Genomic DNA, 18426 nt, shown 5'->3' with positions numbered 1-18426 from the left:
GTGGTGCCTTTCGGTTGTCGGTCGAGCGACCGGCGGTGGTGGTGTGGGGTGGGATGGTGCGGTCGTGCGGTCTAGCGGTCGTGGTGGCTCGGGACCCCGAGGGCGTCGAGCAGCTGCGCCCGGAGGCGCGCGAGCACCGTCGAGGCGCGGTCGCGCGGGCGCGTGCCGGGGACCTCGAGGATGCGGCTGATGGTCGCGCCCGGGCGGTCGAAGCGCGTGCCCAGGAGGACGATGCGATCGGCGAGGGTGAGCGCCTCGTCGACGTCGTGCGTCACCAGCACGATGGTCGTGGGCTCGGCGCGGTGGATGTCCACGAGGAGGTCCTGCATCGTCAGGCGCGTGAGCGCGTCGAGGGCGCCGAACGGCTCGTCGAGCAGGAGGACCCCCGGGTTGCGGGCGAGCGCGCGGGCGAGGGAGACGCGCTGGGCCATGCCGCCGGAGATCTGGCGAGGCTTCAGGTCGGCGGCGTGCGAGAGCTGGACGAGCTCGAGTAGCTGGGCGACGCGGGCGCGACCGACGGCGCGGTCGGTGCCGCGCGGGAGACCCAGCTCGATGTTGCGAGCGACGGTGCGCCACGGCAGAAGCCGGGGCTCCTGGAACGCGACGGCGCAGCGCTGGTCGGCGGCGGCGATCCGCGTGCCGTCGATCGTGAGCGTGCCCGACGTCGGGCGGTCGAGACCGGAGATCTGCCGCAGCAGCGTGGACTTGCCGCAACCGGAGGGACCGAGGAGCGCGACGATCTCACCGGGGGCGATCTTCAGCTCGACGTCGCGCAGCACGAGCCTCTCGGGCTCGCCCGGCGCTCCCGGGAAGGAGCGGCCGACGCCGTTGAGCGACACCGGCAGGGCCGGGGTCGTCTGCGCGGGAGCGATCGCGGTCGAGGTCATGCGTTTCACGGTACGGATGCCTCGTGACCGTGACAAAGGCGGTCGCAACGCGGGGAAACGCGACGACACACGGCGTCACATTCCGTCGCGATGACGCCCCGCGGATCCGCCCCGGTGGCAGTGCCCCCGTCGCGTCGCGGGCGCGCCGCTAGGAGGCCGAGCGGTGCAGGTCGTCGGCGATCGCGCCGAGCACGCCGTTGACGAAGCCCGACGACTCGTCGGTGGAGAGCACGGTCGCGAACTCCACCGCCTCGTCGATCGCGACCGCCGCGGGCACGTCGGGGTTGTGCACGAGCTCCCACACCGCGACGCGCAGGATGGCGCGGTCGACGGCGGGCATGCGGCCGAGGGTCCATCCGACGGCGTGCGATTCGATCAGCCGGTCGATCGCGACCGCGTTGTCGGCGACGCCGCGCACGATGTCATAGGCGTACGGCCAGCTCGACGAGCGCTGCGGCTGGGCGGCCGCCCGCTCGCCCTCCTCGCGGAGGATCTCGTCGAGCGACGACTGCCGGACGTCGGCGATGAAGAGCATGTCGAGGGCCCGCTTGCGGGCCTTCGTGCGGGCGCCCACCTACTCGGTGACGCGGCCGAGGTAGTCCCCGGATCGCGTGTCGACCTTGACCTTGGTGCCGGTCTCGAGGAAGAGGGGCACCTGGATCTCATAGCCGGTCTCGACCGTCGCGGGCTTGGTGCCGCCGGTCGAGCGGTCGCCCTGCAGGCCCGGCTCGGTGTAGGTCACCTCGAGCACGACCGAGGCGGGCAGCTCGACGTAGAGCGCCTCGCCCTCGTGCATCGCGATCGTGACCATCTGATTCTCGAGCATGAAGTTCTTGGCGTCGCCGACGATCGCGGCCGGAACCGTGACCTGGTCGTAGTCCGTGGTGTCCATGAAGACGAAGTCGGCGCCGTCCTGGTACAGGTACTGGTAGTCGCCGCGATCGACGGTCGCGAAGTCGACCTTGAGTCCGGCGTTGAAGGTCTTGTCGACGAGCTTGCCCGAGCGGACGTTGCGCATCTTGGTGCGCACGAACGCGCCCCCCTTGCCGGGCTTGACGTGCTGGAACTCGACCACGTTCCAGAGCTGCCCGTCGATGCTGAGAACGCTGCCGTTCTTGATGTCGTTCGTCGTGGCCATGAGCGTTGGGGTATCCGTTTCCGTGCTGGTCTCGACGTGGGTGCACGCCGACGTGGAAGTCTAGTCGAGACCTAGAGCGCGCCGGTGATGCGGGCGAGAGCGAGGCGGTACGAGCCGAATCCGAAGCCCGCGATGACGCCCGTCGCGACGCCCGAGATGACGCTCGTGTGCCGGAACTCCTCGCGGGAGTGCGGGTTCGACAGGTGGACCTCGATGAGCGGGAGCCCCGCCTTCGTCACGAGCGCGGCCGCGTCGCGCAGCGCGTACGAGTAGTGCGTGAAGGCCGCGGGGTTGAGAATGACGGCGCTGCCGGTGTCGACGGCCTCGTGCAGCCAGCCGATCAGCTCGGCCTCGTCGTTCGTCTGCCGTAGGTCCAGGGCGACCCCCTCGGGCGCGGCGCCCGCGAGCTCGGCGCGCAGGTCGTCGAGCGTCCCGGTGCCGTACACGTCGGGCTCGCGCGTGCCGAGCCGGTTGAGGTTCGGCCCGTTGAGCACGAGCACGCGACCGGGGCGGGGGGCGGGGTCGGTCATGCGCTCACTGTACCGAGCAGCGAGGCCGGGGGACGCCCGGTCACTCCCCCACCTCCTGGTAGGCGGCGAACAGCATCGACTCGTCGGTGCCGTTGAGCACGCGGGGCCGCCCGATGTCGTCGAGGATGATGAAGCGCAGCATCCCGGCGCGGGCCTTCTTGTCGCGCTGCATCGTGGCGAGGAGCGTCTTCCAGCGCCCGAGCGGGTAGCTCGTCGGCAGCGTGAGCGAGGCGAGGATGCGCCGCGTGCGGTCGACGGCCTCCGCCGGCAGCGAGCCGGCGAGGTGCGAGAGCTCGGCGGCGAAGACCATCCCGATCGCGATCGCGGCGCCGTGCCGCCAGCGGTAGCGCTCCGCGTGCTCGATCGCGTGCCCGAGCGTGTGGCCGTAGTTCAGGATCTCGCGGAGGCCCTGCTCGGTGAAGTCGTCGCTCNCGGTCGCGATCGTCACATCGGCCTCGAGCAGATCGAGGATGACGGGGTCGGCGATGAACCCCGCCTTCGCGACCTCGGCGAACCCGGCGAGGATCTCGTTCTGCGGCAGGCCGTCCAGGAGGTCGAGATCGACGATGACGGCGCGCGGCGCGTAGAAGGCGCCGACGAGGTTCTTGCCCTCCGCGGTGTTGATGCCGGTCTTCCCGCCGACGGCGGCGTCGACCATGCCGAGCACGGTCGTGGGAACCTGGATGAGCGGGACGCCGCGCAGCCACGTGGCGGCCACGAACCCGGCGAGGTCGGTGGTCGCGCCGCCGCCGAGCCCGAGCACGGCATCCGTTCTCGTGAAATCGGTCTGGCCCATGACCTGCCAGCAGAAGGCGGCGACCTCGACGCGCTTGGCGCCCTCGGCGTCGGGGACCTCGGCGAGGAGCACTTCGATGCGCCCCGCGAGCTGCTCACGCAGGCGCTCGGCGACGGGCGCGAGCGGCGGGGCGTGCACGACGAGTATCTTCGCGACGGTCGGCGGCAGGTGCGCGTCGATCGTGCCGATGAGCCCGCGGCCGACCGTGATCGCGTAGGGGTCGACGCCCGCGACCTCGATGACGGTGGGGGCGGTGCCGGTGTCGGTGCTCATGCGGGGTCTCCTGCGGGGTCGGGATTCTCGCGCACGGTCGCCCAGTCGGCGATCTCCGCGGCGATGCGGTCGATGGGGCGGGTCGAGGTGTCCCAGACGGCTGCGGCGAGCCGCTCGTACACGGGGCGGCGCCGCTCGACGAGCGCGACCCAGGCCTCCACGCTCGCGCTGAGCGGCCGGGAGCTCTTCTCGAGGCGCCCGGCGACGGCGTCGGGCGTCGCGGTGAGAAGGACGACCGGGAGCCCGGAGAGCTGCGCCTGCGTGTCGGGGTCGAGCACGGCTCCCCCGCCGAGCGAGACGACGGCGCGGTGCCGGAGGGCGTCGGCGACAGCGGCGCGCTCGAGCGCGCGGAAGTGCGGCTCGCCGTGCTCGGCGAAGATCTCGGGGATGGGCCCGTGCGCGGCCGCCACGACCTTGTCGGTGTCGATCACCGGCAGGTCGAGGATGCGCGCGACGCGCCGGCCGACGCGGGACTTGCCGGCGGCCGGCGGTCCGATGAGCACGACGGCGGGCACGCCGGGGGCGGCGCCGACGCTCTCAATCACGCGGCTTCACTCCCCCGTGCTGACGGCGGTCGCGAGGTTCCCGGGCATCGCGGCGAGGTAGCCCTCGAGGTTGCGGCGGGTCTCGGCGACGGAGTCGCCGCCGAACTTCTCCAGCACGGCCTCGGCGACGACGAGCGCGACCATGGCCTCGGCCACGACGCCGGCCGCGGGCACGGCGCACACGTCGGAGCGCTGGTGATGGGCGGGGGCGGCGTCGCCCGTCGCGACGTCGATCGTGCGCAGGGCGTGGGGCACCGTCGCGATCGGCTTCATGCCCGCGCGGACGCGGAGCACCGTGCCGGTGGACATGCCGCCCTCCGTGCCGCCGGCGCGGTCGCTCACGCGCTCGATGAGGCCGTCGCCGACGACGAGCTCGTCGTGGGCCGCCGAGCCGCGGCGCCGGGTGGTCTCGAAGCCGTCGCCGACCTCGACGCCCTTGATGGCCTGGATGCCCATGAGCGCGGCGGCGAGCCTCGCATCGAGTCGGCGGTCCCAGTGGACGTACGATCCGAGACCCGGGGGCACTCCGTAGGCGAGCACCTCGACGACGCCGCCGAGCGTGTCGCCGGTCTTGTGGGCGTCGTCGACCTCGGCGACCATCCGCTCGCTCGTCTCGGGATGCAGGCAGCGCAGCGGGTCGGCATCGAGGCGGTCGACGTCGTCGGGCCGCGGCAGCGGCGCGCCGTCGGGCACCCGGACGGGGCCGATCGAGAGCGTGTGGCTCACGAGACGGATTCCGAGCTCGCCGAGGAACGCGCGCGCGACGGCCCCGAGGGCGACGCGGGCGGCGGTCTCGCGCGCGCTCGCGCGCTCGAGGACGGGGCGCGCCTCGTCGAAGCCGTACTTCTGCATGCCGACGAGGTCGGCGTGGCCGGGCCGGGGGCGCGTGAGCGGCGCGCCGCGCCCGCCCGAGAGCTCGGCCGGGTCGACCGGGTCGGGGCTCATGACGGTCGTCCACTTGGGCCACTCGGTGTTGCCGATGCGCAGTGCGACGGGGCTGCCCATCGTGCGGCCGTGCCGCACGCCGCCGGAGATCGAGAGCTCGTCCTGCTCGAACTTCATGCGCGCGCCGCGGCCGTACCCGAGCTTGCGGCGCTGCAGGTCGGTCTGGATGGCCTCGCGCGTCACCGGAACATCGGCGGGCAGGCCCTCGATGACGGCGATGAGCTCGGGTCCGTGGGATTCTCCGGCGGTCAACCAGCGCAGCATGGCTCCATCCTCCCACGCAGCGGATGGGGCTCCGGTCACGCGAGCGCGGCCGCCATCGCGGTCTCGACCTCCGCCTCGCGGTCGAGCGGATGCTCGGTCTGACCCGAGACGAAGAACCGCACCTGGCGCACCGCCTGGTGCAGCAGCATGTCGCGGCCCGAGGCGACGCGACCTCCGGCCTCGAGCCACTGCGCCGCGAGCGGGCCCGGCCAGGGGTGGTAGGTCACGTCGAGCGCAACGGCCTCGCGCCGCGCGCTCTCCGGAAGGTCATCCGTGAGCTCGACGCCGTTGGGGAGCGTCCAGGCCACGACGTCGGCGCCCTCGACGACGTACGCCAGCTGGTCGAGTCGCACGGCGTCCAGCTCGAGCATCAGCTCCTCCGCGAGGTCGCGCAGCCCGCCCGCTCGCGCGGGCTCGCGGACCGCGACGGTGACCGAGCGGAGGCCGAGCCCGTCGAGCGCGACGAGCACCGAGCGTGCGGTGGCTCCGGCGCCCGCGATCACGGCGTGCTCGGCCCTCTCGAGGCCGGCGTCGCGCAGCGCGCGCTCGACCCCGGCGACGTCGGTGTTGCGCACGATGCGCCGTCCGTCGTCCGCGAGCAGCAGCGTGTTGGCGGCGCCCGTGAGTGCGACGATCCGGTCGCACTCGTCCGCCAGGCGCGCCAGCTCGTCCTTGAGCGGCATCGTCGCCGAGATGCCGCGCCACGAGCCATCGAGTCCGTCGACGAAGCCGCGCAGCTCGTGCTCGCGCACCTCGTGCCGCTCGTAGACCCAGTCGAGCCCGAGCGCCCGGTAGGCGGCGGCGTGCAGCGCTGGGGAGAGGGAGTGCGCGATCGGCGAGCCGACGACGGCGAGACGGCGGATGCTCATCCGCTAGTCGCAGTACACGGTGCGGTTCTCCTCCGAGGAGTTGCACCACTCCTGCAGCTGACGCACGGCCGCCTCGTGCTGCGCGAGCGTCTCGGAGAAGACCGTCTCGCCGGTGGCGAGATTCACGGTCACGAAGTAGAGCCAGTCCCCCTCGGGCGGGGCGGCGGCGGCCTCGAGCGCGGCGTCGCCGGGGGCGCCGATCGGTCCGACGGGCAGTCCGGGGTTGGCGTAGGTGTTGTAGGGGTTCGACGCGTCGGCCCGCTCGGCGTCGGTCGTGAAGACCGAGTCGAAGTCCTGCGTGCCGTAGTGCACGGTCGCGTCGCTCTGGAGGAGCATCCCCTCGTCGATGCGGTTCGTGAACACGCGCGCGACCCGACCGAAGTCCTCCAGGTCGCCGCCCGCTTCGCGCTGCACGACCGATGCGAGCGTGAGCACGCGGTACCGGTCCTCCGGCGCGACGCCCAGGGCGTCCAGCCGCGCCGTCATCTCACTCACGAGGCGCTCGATGACCTGCTCGGCCGTGACCCCGGGGTCGAAGGTGTAGGTGGCCGGGAACAGGTAGCCCTCGATCGACGGCGCCTCCGCCGGCACGCCGTAGCGCGTCGGGTCGGCCACCGCGGCCTGGAAGTCCTCCACCGGCAGGCCCGTCCCGAGAGCCAGCAGCTCGAGCGTGCTGCTCAGCACCTCGCCCTCGCGGATCAGGACCGTGCTCTCCACCCGGTTGGCGGGGTCGAGGAGCGCATCGAGAGCCGACTGCGCCGACATCTCGCCCTGCAGCGCGTAGGTGCCGGGCTGGAAGGCGATGGACGAGTCGGCCAGGAGGAGGTCGTAGAAGGCGCTGAAGCTCATCGTGACGCCCGCGTCCTGCAGGGTGAGCGCGATGTCCTCGCCGATGTCGCCGGGCCGGATGGTGACGAGGACCTCCTCCCCGTTCCCCTCGCCCTCGTAGTCGTCGGGCAGCTCGATGCCGAGCACCTCGCGGATCTGCGGCTCGAAGTTCGACCACGCGAACCATGCGGAGCCGGCGCCGAGGCCCAGCAGGAGGGCGATGATGCCGATGACGACAGGAGCGCGACCGCTGCGACGGCGGGCGGGGCGATCGAAGCCGGAGCGCCGGGCGCGCCGGGTGGCGGGTGCAGCGTCGGGCTCGGGAGCGGTGGCGGAGCGGGCGCCGCGGCGGTCGGAGTCGGGCTGGGTGGCGAAGATCTCGGCCCAGGTGTCGTCGTCGTTGTTCGTCACGGTGCGGGGGGACCTCCGTCGGGATCCACGATCGTGCCGGGAGCCTCGCCCCGCGACTTCTCGTGGTCGAGCGCGTGCTGGAGCAGGATAACAGCGGCCACCTGGTCCACGACGGACCGCGAGTTCCTCGCATTCCTGCCGGAGTCGCGCAGCGCGCGCGCGGCCGTGACGGTCGTGAGCCTCTCGTCGACGAGCCGCACGGGAGTCTCGGGCATCGCGGTCGCGAGCTGCGCCGCGACCTGCCTCGAGTCCTCCGTCGAGGCGGTGTCGGCGCCGCTCAGCGACAGCGGGAGGCCGACGACCACCTCGATCGCCTCGTGCTCGAGAACGAGGCGGCGGATGCTCTCCACGACGTCGTCGCGGCGCGCGAGCGTCTCAACAGGCGTCGCGAGGATCCCGTGGTGATCGCTGCGGGCGACCCCCACTCGCGCCTTCCCGACGTCGACGCCCAGGCGCACCCCCACCCGCACGATCAGCCGCGGAGCTCGCGCAGCACGGCCTCGAGCGCCGCGGGGATCGCCGACGGGTCGGTTCCGCCGCCCTGGGCGAGGTCGTCCTTGCCGCCGCCTCCGCCGCCGAGCACGCCGGAGGCGGTGCGGGCGAGCGCGCCCGCCTTCGCTCCGGCCTCGCGCGCGGCCGGCGTGGTGGCGACGATGACGGTCGCCTTGCCGCCGACCTCGGCCGCGAGCACGACGACGGCCGGCTGCGCGGCGAGCCGCTCGCGCACGCTCGTCGCGAGCGAGCGCACGTCGTCGGCGGAGCCGAGCGCGCCGAGGTGCTCGGCCACCACGGTGTACGCGCCGACGCTCGTGGCCGACTGGGCCAGGGCGGGGACGCGCTCGCTGAGGCGGCTGGCTTCGAACTGGGCGATCTTCTTCTCGGCGGACTTCAGCTGCGCGCTCAGGTCGGCGATGCGCTCGGCGAGCTGATCGCGCGGGGTCTTGAGGCTGCTCGTGAGCTGCTGGACGAGCGCGCGCTCGGCCGCGAGCTCGCGGAAGGCCTCGAGGCCGACGAGCGCCTCGACGCGGCGGTTGGTCGATCCGACGCTCGACTCGCTCACGAGGCTGATCATGCCGATCTCGGCCGAGGCGCCGACGTGGGTGCCCGCGCAGAGCTCGCGCGACCAGGGGCCGCCGATGTCGACGACGCGCACGGTGTCGCCGTACTTCTCGCCGAAGAGCGCCATCGCCCCGAGCGACTTCGCCTCGTCGAGCGCCATGATGCGGGTGTCGACCGGGAGGTTGTCCCGCACGGCGATGTTGCTGATCTCCTCGATCTCGCTGCGCGTGGCGGCGCTGAGGGCCTGGTTCCAGCTGAAGTCCAGTCGCATGTAGCCGGCCTTGTTGTACGAGCCCGACTGGTGGGCGTCGTGCCCGAGCGTCTGGCGCAGCGCGGCGTGGATCACGTGCGTCGCGGAGTGCGCCTGCGTCGCCGAGCGGCGGTAGACGGGGTCGACCTGGGTGCGCGCAGGGTCGCCGACGTGCACCTCGCCCGAGCGCACCTGCACGGTGTGGCTGATGAGGCCCTTGACGGGCTTCTGCACGTCGAGCACCTCGAGGTCGAAGCCGGTGCCGACGATCGCGCCCTCGTCGCTGTCCTGTCCGCCCGACTCCGCGTACAGGGTGGTCTCGGCGAGGATGACCTCGGCGATGTCGCCCGCCTGAGCGAGGGGCACGCTCTGGCCGCCGACGAGGATGCCGAGCACGGTCGTCTCGGTCTCGAGCTCGTCGTAGCCGAGGAAGGCCGTCTCGCCGGCCGCACGGAACGCGCCGTAGACGCTCAGATCGGCGAGGGCGCCCTTCTTCGACTTGGCGTCGAGCTTCGCGCGCGTGCGCTGCTCGGTCATGAGCCGGTCGAACTCGGCGCGGTCGACGGTGAGGCCGTTCTCCTCCGCCATCTCCAGCGTGAGATCGAGCGGGAAGCCGAAGGTGTCGTGCAGCTGGAAGACCGTGTCGCCCGGCAGGGTGCTCGCGCCTGCCGCGGTGGTCTGCGCGACGGCGAGGTCGAGGATCGTCGTGCCGGCCGCGAGCGTGCGCAGGAAGGCCTCCTCCTCGCCGAGCGCGAGGCGCGAGACGCGGTCGTAGTGCTCCGTGATCTCCGGGTAGGCGGCGCTCATCGCGTCGCGCGAGGCGGCGAAGAGCACCTCGAAGCTCGGCGCGTCGACCCCGAGAAGGCGCATGGCGCGGATGCTCCTTCGGAGCAGGCGGCGCAGGATGTACCCCCGCCCCTCGTTGCCGGGTGCGACGCCATCGGTCATGAGCATGAGGCTCGAGCGCACGTGGTCGGCGATGACGCGCATCCGCACGTCGTCGCCGTGGTCGGCGCCGTATCGGCGACCGGACATGGCGGATGCCGCGTCGAGGACGGGTCGCACCTGGTCGATCTCGTACATGTTCTCGACGCCCTGGGTGAGGAAGGCGACGCGCTCCATGCCCATGCCGGTGTCGATGTTCTTGTTCGGCAGCTCGCCGAGGATCTCGAAGTCGTTCTTGCCGGTGCCCTCGCCGCGGAGGTACTGCATGAAGACGAGATTCCAGATCTCGACGTAGCGGTCGTCGTCGGTCGCGGGGCCGCCGTCGACGCCGTAGGCGGGGCCGCGGTCGAAGAAGATCTCCGAGCACGGGCCGGCGGGGCCGGGCTGCCCGGTCGACCAGTAGTTGGTGTCCATGTCGAGCCGCTGGATGCGCTCGTCGGGCAGGCCCGCGATCTTCTTCCAGAGCGCGATCGCCTCGTCGTCGTCCTTGTAGACGGTGACCCACAGGTCCTTCTCCTGGAAGCCCAGGCCGCCATCGCTCTGCGAGGTCGTCAGCAGCTCCCAGGCGTAGCCGATCGCTCCCTCCTTGAAGTAGTCGCCGAACGAGAAGTTGCCGTTCATCTGGAAGAACGTGCCGTGGCGAGGGGTCTTCCCGACCTCCTCGATGTCGTTCGTCCGGATGCATTTCTGCACGCTCGTTGCCCGCGGGTACGGCGCGGGCACGACCCCGGTGAGGTACGGCACGAACGGCACCATGCCGGCGACCGTGAAGAGGAGCGTCGGGTCGTCGCTGACGAGCGAGGCGGAGGGGACGACGGTGTGGCCGCGAGTTCCGAAGAAGTCGAGCCAGCGGCGCTGGATGTCGGCGGTCTGCATGGAGGTTCGAGGAGTCCTGTGATCAGTGGGGCGTGAACGTGCCGGGTACGGCGCGTCGCCCCGATGGGGGGCGCGGATGCCCGGCGAGGGTCTTAGGAGCGGCGCTCGAGGTCGGCGATCGTCGCCTCGGCCTCGGCGACGGCCGCGCGGAGCTCGGCCTCGCGCTGCCGGTACCCGTCGAGGACGGCCTCACCGAACCCGCGCGCCTTCGCGTCGACCTCGTCGAGGAACTGGCGGCCCTGGGGCGACTTCTCGACCCGGTGGGCGGCGAAGAATCCGATGGTGATGCCGATGACGAGCCAGACGGCGTTTCTCATGGGGGTCTCCCTCAACTGCGGCGGCGGCGGCCCGGGGTGCCGGGCGCGGTTCCACCTTAGCGCCGGTGCCGGAACGCCGAACGGGGGCCCGGCGTGCGCCGGACCCCCGTTCGTTCGCTCCTGCGGAGCGGCCGGTTCTATCGAGCCGCGTAGTACTCGACGACGAGCTGGACCTCGCAGGTCACGGGGACCTCGGAGCGCTTCGGGCGGCGCACGAGGCGCGCCTGGAGCTTGTCGAGCTCGACATCCAGGTAGGCCGGGACCTTGGGGAGGACGTCGACGTGACCGCCGGCCGCGGCGACCTGGAACGGCTCCATCGACTCGCTCTTGGGCTTGACGTGGATGAGCTGCTCGGGCTTCACGCGGAAGGACGGGCGGTCGACGATCTTGCCGTCGACGAGGATGTGGCGGTGCACGACCATCTGGCGGGCCTGCGCCGTGGTGCGGGCGAAGCCGGCGCGCAGGACGAGGGCGTCGAGACGCATCTCGAGGAGCTCGACGAGGTTCTCACCGGTCAGGCCGGCGGTGCGGCGGGCCTCCTGGAAGATGATGCGCAGCTGGGCCTCGCGGATGCCGTACTGGGCGCGGAGACGCTGCTTCTCGCGAAGACGGACGGCGTAGTCGCTGTCGGCCTTGCGCTTGGTGCGGCCGTGCTCGCCCGGAGCGTAGGGGCGCTTCTCGAGGTACTTGGCGGCCTTCGGGGTGAGGGCGATGCCGAGCGCGCGGGAGAGGCGGGTCTTGCTGCGGGTGCGTGACTTGGTGGACACGTTTTCCTTCCATGCTCGTGGCCGCGACTGTCACGGCTCACGGACGTACACCGCTCCGTCCGGTCCGAAACGCACGCCGAGGCGTTCCGGTGGAGACTGCGAGGGAGGGTGTGCCCATATCTGACGGGCCGGTAGAGCTTAGCAGACGGCCGCTCAGTCGCCCGAGCCGCGGCGTCCGCGGAGGATCGCGCGGAGTTTCTCCAGGCGCGCCGAGATCTCCCGCTCGTGACCGCGCTCGCTCGGCCGGTAGTACTCGGTACCGGCGAGCGGGTCGGGCAGGTGCTGCTGCTCGACGACGCCGATGGGCTCGTCGTGCGGGTAGACGTAGCCCTTCCCGTGGCCGAGGCGCTTCGCCCCGGGGTAGTGCGCGTCGCGCAGCGGCTTCGGGACGCGACCGATGCGGCCCGATCGGACATCCGCGATCGCCTCGTCGATGCCGCGGTACGCGGCGTTCGACTTCGGCGCGGTCGCGAGGTACACGACGGCCTCGGCGAGCGGGATGCGCCCCTCCGGCATGCCGATGAGCTGGACGGCCTGAGCGGCGGCGACCGCGATCGGCAGGGCCTGCGGGTCGGCGAGGCCGATGTCCTCCGAGGCCGAGATGATGACGCGGCGAGCGATGAAGCGCGGGTCCTCCCCCGCCTCGATCATGCGCGCGAGGTAGTGCAGCGCCGCATCGGGGTCGCTGCCCCTGATCGACTTGATGAAGGCGCTGATGACGTCGTAGTGCTCATCGCCGTTCTTGTCGTAGCGCAGGAGGGCGCGGTCGACGGCGGCGGCGACGATCTCCGCCGTGATGACCGGATGCTCGGCCGCGGTCGCGCCCTCGCTCGAGCCGCGATCGCTGGCCGCTGACTGCGCGGCCGCCTCGAGCGCGGTGAGGGCGCGACGGGCATCCCCCGAGGCCAGGCGGACGATCGCCTCCCGGGCCGCCGGCTCGAGGGCGACGGCACCCTTGAGCCCCCGCGGGTCGGCGACGGCGCGGTCGACGAGGGTGCCGAGGTCGTCGTCGGAGAGCTGCTCGAGGGTCAGCAGGAGCGAGCGGCTCAGCAGCGGCGCGATCACGGAGAACGACGGATTCTCGGTCGTCGCGGCGATGAGGATGACCCAGCCGTTCTCCACGCCCGGCAGGAGCGCATCCTGCTGCGCCTTCGTGAAGCGGTGGATCTCGTCGAGGAAGAGCACGGTGGAGGAGCCGTACAGGTCGCGGTCGGCGAGGGCCCGCTCCATGACCTCGCGCACGTCGCGCACGCCCGCGGTGATGGCCGACAGCTCGACGAAGCGGCGGCCCGACTGCCGGGCGATCGCCTGGGCGAGAGTCGTCTTGCCGGTGCCGGGCGGGCCCCAGAGGATCACCGAGACCGCGCTCGGGGCGCGGCCGTCGTCGCGGGCGAGGCTCACGAGCGGAGAGCCCGGCCCCAGGAGGTGCGACTGGCCCGCGACCTCGTCGAGGCGCGTCGGACGCATGCGCACCGCGAGGGGGACGGCGGCGGAGCCGAGCCCGGGGCGAGCATCCATGCGAAGGAGACTAGCGCCGCCCCCGGACAGCGAGTCGCCGCGGACGTCGGGCGGCGGAGTCGCGCTCGGCTAGAGTTCCCCACGGAAATCGACCTCGAGGAGGCCCGAGTGGCACGCAGCACGTCGACGAGCGAGCGCGAGGCGCGCGAGCGCCTGCGCCGGTACCAGGCGCGGCAGACCCTGCACGAGTCCCGCACCGCTCGCCGAGTGCGCGACAACATCGGCGCCGTGATCGCGCTCGTCGTGGTGGCCGCGGTCGCCACGATCGGCCAGATCGTCTACTTCAGCGCGGGTCCCGGTGCCCCGGAGCCCGTCGCGAGCGCCTCGCCCTCTCCCTCGTCCGGCGCGAGCGATGAGGCGGAGGGGGCCCAGCCGCCCTCCCCCGAGGTGAGCGAGTTCCGCGAGTGGTCGGGGACGATGACGATCAACGAGAGCATCCCTCTCGAGCTCACCCTCGACGGCATGGCGGCCCCGCAGGCCGTCGCGTCGTTCGTGCAGCTGACCCAGGACGGCTTCTACGACGGCCTCACCTGCCACCGGCTGACGACCTCGGGGATCTTCGTCCTGCAGTGCGGCGACCCCGTCGGCGACGGCACCGGGGGCCCCGACTACCGCTACGGCCCGATCGAGAACGCCCCGGCCGACGACGTCTACCCCGCAGGCACCCTCGCGATGGCGCGCCAGGGCGGCGACGGCGCGAGCATGGGCAGCCAGTTCTTCATCGTCTACGAGGAGTCCACGATCCCCTCCGACGCCGCGGGCGGATACACGGTCCTCGGCGAGATCACGGGCGGGCTCGAGGCCCTCATCGACGAGGTCGTCGCGGGCGGCGTCGAGGGCGGGGCGACGGATGGCCGCCCCGCGACCGCGGCGACGATCACCTCCATCACGATCGAGTAAGAATCACCGATCAGCGTCCGACCGCCTGATGGCCGGTCGGCCCGGTGCAATATGCTGAACAGCCGTCCGACCACCGAGGCCGTCGGACGCAGTCGATGAGGATGATGCGCCGTGGCAGTGAATGAGCAGACGACCGTGTGGGGCCGGGTCGATAAGACCGGCACCGTGTACGTGACCGATCGCGGCGTGGAGCGCGCCGTCGGGCAGTACCCCGACGGCTCGGCCGAGGAGGCTCTCGCCTACTTCACGCGCAAGTTCTCGGAGCTCGAGGGCCAGGTCCGGCTCGTGGAGCAGCGGGCCAAGGGCGGCGCCCCCGCCGCCGACGTCGCGAAGACCGTCGCGCACCTGACGCACGCGCTCGAGGAGGCGGCCGCGGTCGGCGACCTCGAGGCCCTCCGGACCCGACTCGCCGCGCTCAGCGGCACCGTCGAGAAGCTCACGGAGGAGCAGCAGGCCGAGCAGCGCGCGGCCGTGGCCGCCGCCGTCGAGCAGCGCACCGCGATCGTGACCGCCGCCGAGGCGATCGCCGCGAAGGATCCGCAGTCGCTGCAGTGGAAGCAGGTGTCGGCGACGCTCGACGACCTCTTCGCCCAGTGGAAGGACCACCAGCAGAACGGCCCGCGACTGCCGAAGAAGGAGGCGGACGAGCTCTGGAAGCGCTTCCGCACCGCTCGGAGCGCGGTCGAGGGCCACCGCCGGGCGTTCTTCGCCGGGCTCGACGCCGAGCACAAGGAGGCGAAGACGCGCAAGCAGCAGCTCGTCTCCCAGGCCGAGGCTCTCGCCGGACAGGGCACCGCGGGGATCCCGGCGTACCGGCGCCTGCTCGACGAGTGGAAGCTCGCCGGCCGCGCCGGCAAGAAGGTCGACGACGCCCTGTGGGCGGCGTTCAAGGCCGCGGGCGACGTGCTCTACGCCGCCAAGGCCGAGGTCGACGCGCGCGAGAACGAGGAGTTCGCCGGCAACCTCGAGGCCAAGCTCGCACTCCTCACCGAGGCCGAGCCGCTGCTGAAGGCGACCGACCGCGTCGTGGCGCGCAACACGCTCACCAACATCCAGCGCCGCTGGGACGCGATCGGGAAGGTCCCGCGCGACCAGGTCAAGGTCGTGGAGGATCGACTGCGCCGCATCGAGCAGGCCGTCAAGGCGCTCGAGGAGGAGCACTGGCAGAAGAACGACCCCGAGAAGAAGGCGCGCTCGCAGGGCCTCGCCGCCCAGCTGCACGACGCGATCGCCGCTCTCGAGGCCGAGATCGAGACCGCGCGCGGAGCGAAGGACTCGGCGCGCGTCGCCGAGCTCGAGGAGTCGCTTCAGGCCAGGAAGGCGTGGCTCGCGGCCGTCGACCGCTGAGCCGCCGTTCTCCCCAGCCCGGGCGGCGCTGCGGGTTCTCCACCGTTCCGCGCTGCGACGGCGCGGGGGGTGACTGACTGGGTCCATGCTCCCCCGCATGACTCCGCGACTGCCCCTCATCCTCGATGACCGCGATCTCCCCGCCGTCGAGCTGCGTGCCGCCCAGCTCGACGGCGAGCTCGACGCGCTCGGCGAGGCGTTCCTCGTCACCGATTCCCCCGTCACGCCGGTCGCCCGGGCGGCGAGCCTGGCGACGCGCATCCCCGACCGCACCATCCTGCACGGCCGCAGCGCCGCGTGGGTGTGGGGCTGGTCGCCGGAGCCGGCGCCCCTGGCTCTCTGCGTGCCTCTGACCGCGCGCATCGGCTCGGCGACGAGGCGCGCACTGAGGGTGCGGGAGGTCTCGATCGACCGGGACGAGGTGCACGAGCTCGCGGGCGTCGCGGTCACGAGCCCGGAGCGGACCCTCATCGACCTCGCCCGCTTCGACGAGAGCGACGGCATCGTGCAGCTGCTCGCCGCCGGCATGGTGATCGGCCGCATGACCGACGACGTCGTCGCTGCCGCGCTCGACCGTCGGCCGGCCTCGGCCGGCCGTCGTCGCGCCCGGGAGCGACTCCGGACGGCGCGCGCGCTGCTCGAGCGCGGCGGGGCCGGGGCGATCGGGGCTCTGGGCGGGGCTAGCCGTTGCTGACGCGGTAGACGTCGTACACGGCGTCGATGCGGCGGACGGCGTTGAGCACGCGATCGAGGTGCGTGACGTCGCCCATCTCGAAGACGAAGCGGCTGAGAGCCAGGCGGTCGCGGGAGGTGTTCACGCTCGCGGACAGAATGTTGACGTGGTGCTCCGACAGCACGCGCGTCACGTCCGAGAGCAGACCGCTGCGGTCGAGCGCCTCGACCTGGATCTGCACGAGGAACAGGCTCTTGGAGGTCGGAGCCCACTCGACCTCGATCATGCGATCCGGCTCCGCGAGCAGGGACTGGACGTTCGTGCAGTCGGCGCGGTGCACGCTCACGCCCGTCCCGCGGGTGACGAAGCCCACGATCTCGTCGCCGGGAACGGGCGTGCAGCACTTCGCGAGCTTGACCAGGATGTCGGGCGCGCCGCGGACGAGCACGCCCGAATCGCTCGTCCGCACCGGGGTGCGGCCGCGCGTGGGGACGACGAAGGGCTCATCGTCGCTCTCGGCATCGACGTGGAGGCCCGCGACGATCTTCTCGATGACCGACTGCGTGGACACGTGGCCCTCGCCGACGGCGGCGTAGAGGGCGTCGACGGTCTCGTAGCGCAGCTGCGAGGCGACCTCGGCGACGGAGTCCTGGGTCATCAGCCGCTGGAGCGGCAGATTCTGCTTGCGCATCGCGCGCGCGATCGCGTCGCGTCCCTGCTCGATCGCTTCGTCGCGGCGCTCCTTCGTGAACCACTGGCGGATCTTCGAGCGGGCGCGCGTGCTCGTGACGAAGTTGAGCCAGTCCTGGCTCGGCCCCGCATCGGGGTTCTTGGAGGTGAACACCTCGACGGAGTCGCCCGAGTTGAGCACGCTCTCCAGCGGGACGAGGCGCCCGTTGACCTTGGCCCCCATCGTCCGATGGCCGATCTCGGTGTGGACGGCGTAGGCGAAGTCGACCGGCGTCGCGCCGGCGGGCAGGCCGATCACCTTGCCCTGCGGGGTGAAGACGTAGACCTCCTTCGCGCCGATCTCGTATCGGAGGTTGTCGAGGAACTCACCGGGATCGCTCGTCTCCGCCTGCCAGTCGGAGATGTGGGCGAGCCACGCCATGTCGGTGTCGCTGCGCCCCTGCTCGACCGCGCCGCGGCCGGAGTTCATGCGCTCCTTGTACTTCCAGTGCGCGGCGACGCCGAACTCGGCGCGCTGGTGCATCTCGTGGGTCCGGATCTGGATCTCCACCGGGCGACCGCCCGGCCCGAACACCGTCGTGTGCAGCGACTGGTAGAGGTTGAACTTGGGCGTGGCGATGTAGTCCTTGAACCGACCGGGCATGGGGTTCCAGCGCGCGTGGACGGCGCCGAGGACGGCGTAGCAGTCGCGGATCGTGTTCACGAGGATCCGGATGCCCGTGAGGTCGTAGATCTCCTCGAAGTCGCGGCCGCGGTTCACCATCTTCTGGTAGATCGAGTAGTACTGCTTCGGCCGGCCGATGATCTGGGACTTGATCTTCGACTGCCGCAGGTCGCTCGTGATCGCGTCGATCACCTGCTGGACGAAGGCCTCGCGCTCAGGCGTGCGGTTCTTGACCAGGCTCTCGATCTCGACATAGATCTTCGGGTGGAGGACGGCGAAGGAGAGATCCTCGAGCTCCCACTTGATCGTCGAGATGCCCAGTCGATGGGCCAGCGGCGCGTAGATCTCGAGCGTCTCCTGCGCCTTCCGACGCGCCGAGTCGCTCTCGACGAAGCCCCACGTGCGGGCGTTGTGGAGGCGGTCGGCGAGCTTGATGAGCAGCACGCGGATGTCCTTCGACATCGCCACGATCATCTTCCGGACCGTCTCCGCCTGCGCGCTGTCGCCGTACTTGACCTTGTCGAGCTTGGTGACGCCGTCGACGAGCATCGCGATCTCGTCGCCGAAATCGGCCCGCAGCTGGTCGAGCGTGTACGGCGTGTCCTCCACCGTGTCGTGCAGCAGCGAGGCGGCGAGGGTCTTCACTCCGATGCCGAGGTCGGCGAGGATCTGCGTCACGGCGACGGGGTGAGTGATGTAGGGCTCGCCGCTCTTGCGGGTCTGGCCGCGGTGCGCCTGCTCGGCGGTCTGGTAGGCGCGCTCGAGGAGCGCGATGTCGGCCTTGGGGTGCTGGGCGCGCACCGTCTTGACGAGCCCGTCGAAGCCCCCGATGGGCTGCGCCCGGGAGAACAGCCGGGGAAGGAGCGCGCGGAGGGTCGCCGTGTTCTGCGTCGTGTCCGTCATCGGCGGCCTCCCCGTCGCGATTCTACGCGGG

18 protein-coding genes and 1 pseudogene are annotated in these 18426 nt (G+C 71.9%); 3 read left to right on the top strand and 16 right to left on the bottom strand.

The window, feature by feature from the left end; translation table 11 throughout:
• Nucleotides 1-71: 71 nt before the first annotated feature.
• The 15 genes and pseudogenes from ASG83_RS10820 to ASG83_RS10755 form a co-directional block, all read right to left on the bottom strand.
• Nucleotides 72-887 (bottom strand): ABC transporter ATP-binding protein, encoded by an 816-nt coding sequence (locus ASG83_RS10820; RefSeq protein WP_055861133.1) that lies wholly within the window; start codon nt 885-887, stop codon nt 72-74.
• Nucleotides 888-1035: 148 nt separating this feature from the next.
• On the bottom strand, nt 1036-1461 hold the full coding sequence (gene nusB / locus ASG83_RS10815) for a transcription antitermination factor NusB (protein ID WP_055861130.1): 426 nt from the start codon (nt 1459-1461) through the stop codon (nt 1036-1038).
• Complete coding sequence (efp, locus tag ASG83_RS10810) at nt 1462-2025, bottom strand: elongation factor P (RefSeq protein WP_055861127.1); 564 nt, start codon at nt 2023-2025, stop codon at nt 1462-1464.
• 71 nt (nt 2026-2096) lie between these two features.
• Nucleotides 2097-2555: a type II 3-dehydroquinate dehydratase gene (gene aroQ, locus ASG83_RS10805; protein ID WP_055861124.1), complete on the bottom strand. Its 459-nt coding sequence runs from the start codon at nt 2553-2555 to the stop codon at nt 2097-2099.
• Between the two features lie 40 nt (nt 2556-2595).
• A pseudogene (locus ASG83_RS13250) lies at nt 2596-2986 on the bottom strand (3-dehydroquinate synthase); the annotation flags it as partial.
• Nucleotide 2987: 1 nt separating this feature from the next.
• Nucleotides 2988-3624: 3-dehydroquinate synthase (locus tag ASG83_RS13245; RefSeq protein ID WP_235460182.1), on the bottom strand; the 637-nt coding region annotated here is incomplete at its 3' end.
• Nucleotides 3621-4169 (bottom strand): shikimate kinase, encoded by a 549-nt coding sequence (locus ASG83_RS10795; RefSeq protein WP_235451460.1) that lies wholly within the window; start codon nt 4167-4169, stop codon nt 3621-3623. The genes ASG83_RS10795 and ASG83_RS13245, both read right to left, overlap by 4 nt.
• Nucleotides 4170-4175: 6 nt before the next feature.
• Nucleotides 4176-5378, bottom strand: coding sequence for a chorismate synthase (aroC, locus tag ASG83_RS10790; protein WP_055861117.1), 1203 nt, complete (start codon nt 5376-5378; stop codon nt 4176-4178).
• Between the two features lie 35 nt (nt 5379-5413).
• On the bottom strand, nt 5414-6247 hold the full coding sequence (locus ASG83_RS10785; protein ID WP_055861113.1) for a shikimate dehydrogenase: 834 nt from the start codon (nt 6245-6247) through the stop codon (nt 5414-5416).
• A gap of 3 nt (nt 6248-6250) precedes the next feature.
• The gene (mltG, locus tag ASG83_RS10780) at nt 6251-7486 is read right to left on the bottom strand and encodes an endolytic transglycosylase MltG (RefSeq protein ID WP_082599212.1); all 1236 of its coding nucleotides are present in this window, start codon (nt 7484-7486) and stop codon (nt 6251-6253) included.
• Entirely contained in the window at nt 7483-7956 is a 474-nt protein-coding gene (gene ruvX, locus ASG83_RS10775; RefSeq protein ID WP_082515057.1) for a Holliday junction resolvase RuvX, read from the bottom strand. The genes mltG and ruvX overlap by 4 nt, the downstream gene beginning before the upstream one ends.
• Before the next feature lie 2 nt (nt 7957-7958).
• Nucleotides 7959-10616, bottom strand: coding sequence for an alanine--tRNA ligase (alaS, locus tag ASG83_RS10770; RefSeq protein WP_055861109.1), 2658 nt, complete (start codon nt 10614-10616; stop codon nt 7959-7961).
• Nucleotides 10617-10708: 92 nt separating this feature from the next.
• Nucleotides 10709-10933 (bottom strand): hypothetical protein, encoded by a 225-nt coding sequence (locus ASG83_RS10765; protein ID WP_055861105.1) that lies wholly within the window; start codon nt 10931-10933, stop codon nt 10709-10711.
• Nucleotides 10934-11070: 137 nt separating this feature from the next.
• Entirely contained in the window at nt 11071-11700 is a 630-nt protein-coding gene (gene rpsD / locus ASG83_RS10760) for a 30S ribosomal protein S4 (RefSeq protein WP_055861102.1), read from the bottom strand.
• 153 nt (nt 11701-11853) lie between these two features.
• The gene (locus ASG83_RS10755; RefSeq protein ID WP_082599211.1) at nt 11854-13218 is read right to left on the bottom strand and encodes a replication-associated recombination protein A; all 1365 of its coding nucleotides are present in this window, start codon (nt 13216-13218) and stop codon (nt 11854-11856) included.
• A 108-nt stretch (nt 13219-13326) separates the two neighbouring features.
• Between ASG83_RS10755 and ASG83_RS10750 the strand changes: the two genes are divergently transcribed.
• The 3 genes from ASG83_RS10750 to ASG83_RS10740 all read left to right on the top strand — a co-directional run bounded on the left by ASG83_RS10750 (nt 13327) and on the right by ASG83_RS10740 (nt 16159).
• Entirely contained in the window at nt 13327-14118 is a 792-nt protein-coding gene (locus ASG83_RS10750; RefSeq protein WP_055861100.1) for a peptidylprolyl isomerase, read from the top strand.
• Nucleotides 14119-14229: 111 nt separating this feature from the next.
• Nucleotides 14230-15465, top strand: coding sequence for a DUF349 domain-containing protein (locus ASG83_RS10745; RefSeq protein ID WP_055861097.1), 1236 nt, complete (start codon nt 14230-14232; stop codon nt 15463-15465).
• Between the two features lie 97 nt (nt 15466-15562).
• Nucleotides 15563-16159: a hypothetical protein gene (locus ASG83_RS10740; protein ID WP_055861094.1), complete on the top strand. Its 597-nt coding sequence runs from the start codon at nt 15563-15565 to the stop codon at nt 16157-16159.
• Here the strand turns inward: ASG83_RS10740 and ASG83_RS10735 are convergent.
• On the bottom strand, nt 16146-18395 hold the full coding sequence (locus ASG83_RS10735) for a bifunctional (p)ppGpp synthetase/guanosine-3',5'-bis(diphosphate) 3'-pyrophosphohydrolase (protein WP_055861091.1): 2250 nt from the start codon (nt 18393-18395) through the stop codon (nt 16146-16148). The two genes, ASG83_RS10740 and ASG83_RS10735, sit on opposite strands and share 14 nt — an antisense overlap.
• Nucleotides 18396-18426: the final 31 nt, after the last annotated feature.

Source organism: Yonghaparkia sp. Soil809, from assembly GCF_001429705.1.
Taxonomy (GTDB): domain Bacteria; phylum Actinomycetota; class Actinomycetes; order Actinomycetales; family Microbacteriaceae; genus Microcella.
The sequence above is the reverse complement of the archived record's forward strand: the minus strand, read 5'-3'. Positions and strand labels throughout refer to the sequence as shown.

What these genes read in the sequence shown, in the direction of transcription:
- ASG83_RS10820 (WP_055861133.1), bottom strand. Translation starts at nt 887, where the DNA reads ATGACCTCGACCGCGATCGCTCCCGCGCAGACGACCCCGGCCCTGCCG.
- efp (WP_055861127.1), bottom strand. Translation starts at nt 2,025, where the DNA reads ATGGCCACGACGAACGACATCAAGAACGGCAGCGTTCTCAGCATCGAC.
- aroQ (WP_055861124.1), bottom strand. Translation starts at nt 2,555, where the DNA reads ATGACCGACCCCGCCCCCCGCCCCGGTCGCGTGCTCGTGCTCAACGGG.
- aroC (WP_055861117.1), bottom strand. Translation starts at nt 5,378, where the DNA reads ATGCTGCGCTGGTTGACCGCCGGAGAATCCCACGGACCCGAGCTCATC.
- ASG83_RS10785 (WP_055861113.1), bottom strand. Translation starts at nt 6,247, where the DNA reads ATGAGCATCCGCCGTCTCGCCGTCGTCGGCTCGCCGATCGCGCACTCC.
- alaS (WP_055861109.1), bottom strand. Translation starts at nt 10,616, where the DNA reads ATGCAGACCGCCGACATCCAGCGCCGCTGGCTCGACTTCTTCGGAACT.
- ASG83_RS10765 (WP_055861105.1), bottom strand. Translation starts at nt 10,933, where the DNA reads ATGAGAAACGCCGTCTGGCTCGTCATCGGCATCACCATCGGATTCTTC.
- ASG83_RS10755 (WP_082599211.1), bottom strand. Translation starts at nt 13,218, where the DNA reads ATGGATGCTCGCCCCGGGCTCGGCTCCGCCGCCGTCCCCCTCGCGGTG.
- ASG83_RS10740 (WP_055861094.1), top strand. Translation starts at nt 15,563, where the DNA reads ATGACTCCGCGACTGCCCCTCATCCTCGATGACCGCGATCTCCCCGCC.
- ASG83_RS10735 (WP_055861091.1), bottom strand. Translation starts at nt 18,395, where the DNA reads ATGACGGACACGACGCAGAACACGGCGACCCTCCGCGCGCTCCTTCCC.